At 28.7% G+C, this 4,081-nt stretch carries 4 protein-coding genes; all 4 read right to left on the reverse strand.

The window, feature by feature from the left end:
* Positions 1-1,049, reverse strand: a 1,049-nt coding sequence (locus Q1J48_RS07365; protein ID WP_300362327.1) for a peptidoglycan DD-metalloendopeptidase family protein, incomplete at its 3' end; no start/stop codon positions are given.
* An 18-nt stretch (positions 1,050-1,067) separates the two neighbouring features.
* Complete coding sequence (gene rho / locus Q1J48_RS07370; RefSeq protein WP_300362329.1) at positions 1,068-2,315, reverse strand: transcription termination factor Rho; 1,248 nt, start codon at positions 2,313-2,315, stop codon at positions 1,068-1,070.
* Positions 2,316-2,331: 16 nt separating this feature from the next.
* Positions 2,332-3,648: a tRNA (N6-isopentenyl adenosine(37)-C2)-methylthiotransferase MiaB gene (miaB, locus tag Q1J48_RS07375; RefSeq protein WP_300362332.1), complete on the reverse strand. Its 1,317-nt coding sequence runs from the start codon at positions 3,646-3,648 to the stop codon at positions 2,332-2,334.
* 70 nt (positions 3,649-3,718) lie between these two features.
* The coding region (locus Q1J48_RS07380) for an 8-oxoguanine DNA glycosylase (protein ID WP_498040974.1) at positions 3,719-4,081 on the reverse strand (363 nt) is incomplete at its 5' end.

Consider the following 4,081-nt stretch of genomic DNA (forward strand, 5'->3'; position numbering starts at 1 on the left):
CCACTCATTCCACTTTCTGCGATCACTTGTCCTTGACTTATTTTTTGACCTTTTTTTACAAGGATTTTATTTAGATGTGCATATCTTGTTTCATATCCATCGGAATGCTTTATCTTAATTAAATTTCCATATCCACCAGCTACTCCAACAAAAGTTACTGTTCCTGCTTTAGAGGCTGATACAGGTATGTATCTTGCCACTAAGTCTACACCTGAATGAAGAATATATCTTTTTAATACTGGATGGAATCTATTTCCATATGGACTTGTGATCCCTTTATATTTCACTGGCATTTTAAAATTTTCTCCACTAACCACAGGAAGAGATTTTAAAGATGGATCTTTTAAAAATATTTCTTGTCCTATTTGTAATGTATCTCCAGATATATTATTATATTTTCTTATAGTATCTACATCAACTTTATATTTTATTGAGATATCATAAAGACTATCTCCTGTTTTTACAGTATAATATATTCCATTAACTGAAGGGAATATTAATTTTTGTCCAATTTGAAGGTTTGTAGTTACCTTTGGATTATTTGCTTTGATGATTGATAAGCTCTGTGAAAATTTTTCAGAAAGGTTTAATAAAGCATCTCCCTCTTTAACTATATAGGTTTGTTTTTCTACCATATTAGTTTTTAATGGTTCAACTTTTTCCTCTGTTTTAATACTGTTCTCTGATTTTACATTTTCAACAACATTTTCTTTTGAAATATTATCCTCTATCTTTTTTTCTTCTGCTTTAAGTTGATTTAAAAAAGATTTATCTTTTAAATTGTAGTTCTTTTTTATTGTATAATAGTTTCTACTTAAAACCATAAAAACATCATCTAAATCATCTTTTTCTTCACTTTGATAATATTCTGTAAAATTAGATGTATTAACTACCTCTTTACTAAATGGTTTTAGACATGAGTTTATAATAAATAAATTTATTATTGCAAAAATTCCTAATACTACAACAACATCTTTGTTTCTTTTTAACTTTTCAAATTGATTAGAATTTTTTAATGCTTTTGCTATTGTTTCTTTCTTTAAATCCATTTAATTAAATTCTCCTTCCTATTTTTCAGTTGAGCTTTTTAAATATTTTTCAATCATTTCATTGTTTGTTTTTGTGGACTTTATTTCATTGATGAGATATTTCGTAGCTCCAGCTTTATCAAGCCCTGCTAAATATCTTCTAAAATTCCATATCACTGGTAATTTTTTCTTATCTATTAAAAGTTCCTCTTTTCTTGTTCCTGATTTTTGAATATCAATAGCTGGATATATTCTAAGTTCTGCTAAAGTTCTATCTAAATGTATCTCCATATTTCCAGTTCCCTTAAACTCTTCATAAATAATATCATCCATTTTACTTCCTGTATCAACAAGTGCAGTAGCTATAATTGTTAAACTACCACCATTTTTTATATTTCTTGCTGCTCCAAAAAAGTTTTTAGGATAGTAAAGAGCACTCGGATCTATTCCTCCAGAGATTAATTTTCCACTAGAAGGAACCACTATATTATAAGCTCTTGCTAATCTTGTAAGAGAATCCATTAAAATAACAACATCTTCACCATTTTCTACTTTTATCTTAGCTTTTTCTAAAATTTCCTCTGTTACTCTTATATGATTTTTAGGATCTTCGTCAAATGTAGAGTAATAAACCTCTGCACCTTTAACATTTTCCTTTATATCTGTTACCTCTTCTGGCCTTTCATCTATAAGTAAAATCCAAACATCTACATCTTTATAATTTTCAATAATAGAGTTTGCTATCCTACTTATAAGAATTGTCTTCCCTGCTTTTGGTGGGGCCACTATAAGTCCTCTCTGCCCTTTCCCAATAGGAGAGATCATATCTATTATTCTTCCTGAAATATTTGAAGAATCTGTTTCTAAAATTAAATTTTCAGTTGGATAGTAAGGTGTTAGCTCTTCAAAAGGAACTCTTGCCTCAGCTTTTTCTGTTGAATCATTATTAACAAATAAAACTTTTCGAAGAGCATAGTTTTTTTCATCATCTTTTGGTTTTCTAACTACCCCAACAACACTATCCTTTGGTCTTAATTTAAATTTTTTTATTTGAGAAAGTGAAATATAGATATCTTTCTTTCCTTCTACTGTAGTATCTCTTAAAAATCCGTATCCATCTCCCATAATATCCAAGATTCCCCCAGCAATTGTAAGGTCATCTGAATTTTTAAAATGTTCCTCTAATATATTAATTATTTCATTTTTCTTTTTACCTGCAATATTTTCTATTTCTAGCTGTTTACAGATTTCTATAAGTTCCCTTAGTAGAAATTTATCAAATTCCATCTTACTCCTCCAAAAATTATTTGACTAGTTCTCCATATAAAGTCCAAGTCTTACATTGAGTTATTTTTACATCTACAAAATGACCCTCTAAGCTCTTATCCCCTTCAAATAAAACTATTTTATTTGTTGAAGTTCTACTGCTTAAAACATCTTTATTCTTTTTACTAGGTCCTTCTACTAAAACTCTCTCTACTTTTCCTTCATAAGTTTCACTTATCTCTTTAGAAATTTCTGTTTGAAGAGCAATAAGTCTTTGAAGTCTATCGTGTTTTACCTCATCACTTAATTGTCCATCCATAGTAGCTGCTTTTGTTCCCTGTCTAATAGAATACATAAACATAAATGCTGTATCATATTTAGCTTTTCTTACAACATCTAATGTATCTTGGAAATCTTCCTCTGTTTCTTGAGGGAATCCTACTATAATATCAGTAGTAATTGCTATATCAGGTATTCTAGTTTTTATTTTTTCAATTAAGTTTAAATATTTTTCTTTTGTATATCCTCTGTTCATAAGTTTTAAAACATTGCTTGAACCAGATTGTAGAGGTATGTGGATACTTCTAGCTATTTTTGGATTATTTGCTATAACTTCAATTACATCATCTGTAAAATCTCTTGGATGTGGAGAAACAAATCTTATTAAGAAATCTCCCTCTATATCACATAAACTTTGTAATAGGTTTGCAAAAGTTTCCTTTTCACTTAGCCCTCTTCCATATGAATTTACATTTTGAGCTAAAAGCATAATTTCTTTATACCCTTTCTTTACAAATTCCTTTGTTTGCTCAACAATTTCATTCATAGGAACATATCTTTCTCTACCTCTAACATAAGGAACTATACAATAAGTACAGAAGTTATTACATCCATAACCAATTGATATTGATGCTGTTATTTTATTGTCAAAATCAGCATCTATTCTTGGTGGAAGTTCATCTTCATAATCAGTTAAAATAACGTGTTTAACTTTTTTATTGTTCTCTATATCATCTAAAGCCTCTGGTATTCTTCCAATATTTTGGTTCCCCATTATAATATCAATATATGGGAATTTTTCTAAAAGTTTTTTTCCTTGCTCTTGAGCAAAACATCCAGTGATTATAACTTTAGTTCCTCTATTATCTCTAGCTCTTTTTAAATCTCCTAACTTTCCATAAATTTGTGTTGCAGCACCCTCTCTAACTGTACAAGTATTTAAAAATACCACATCACTTTCATCTATATTATCAGTCATATTATAATCTAAGTTTTCCATTATTTTTCTTATTTTTGCACTTTCATTAACATTCATTTGGCAACCATAAGTTATAACTGTTGCGTTTTTTTTCATTTTACCTCCATATTTTTTTTATTATCTTGAAAATTATAACACGATTTACCCTTTTTTTCAATATTTTCTGTTATTTAAATATCTCTCCAGCCTCTAGATACCAAAGCAATAAATCCATATTATCCATAGGAATAGATACTTCTTCACAAAACTTTTTCATCTTGTCCTCTATCTCTAAATAGGTTTTTTTATTTAAAGTTTTAGGTATCTCTTCTATTACCTGAAGTCTTACTAAATTTTTTAAAATGTGTCTATCTAATATTGCTACTTCTTGTCCAAAACCAACATTTCTTAAAAAATGTCCAGCCTCTTTCCAAGACATACCTTTTATATTTTCTACTATCCAATTTCTTCTCTCTTGTACAGTTGGCATTTTTTCAAAGAAATCTTTTGTTATAATCTTTCCATCCTTGTCAGTCATCTGATTTCTAAG

The sequence above is a fragment of the Fusobacterium sp. genome, from assembly GCF_029258315.1.
Classification (GTDB): Bacteria; Fusobacteriota; Fusobacteriia; order Fusobacteriales; family Fusobacteriaceae; genus Fusobacterium_B.

Coding starts and splice junctions, on each gene's coding strand:
- rho (WP_300362329.1), bottom strand. CDS start 2,315: ATGGAATTTGATAAATTTCTACTAAGGGAACTTATAGAAATCTGTAAA.
- miaB (WP_300362332.1), bottom strand. CDS start 3,648: ATGAAAAAAAACGCAACAGTTATAACTTATGGTTGCCAAATGAATGTT.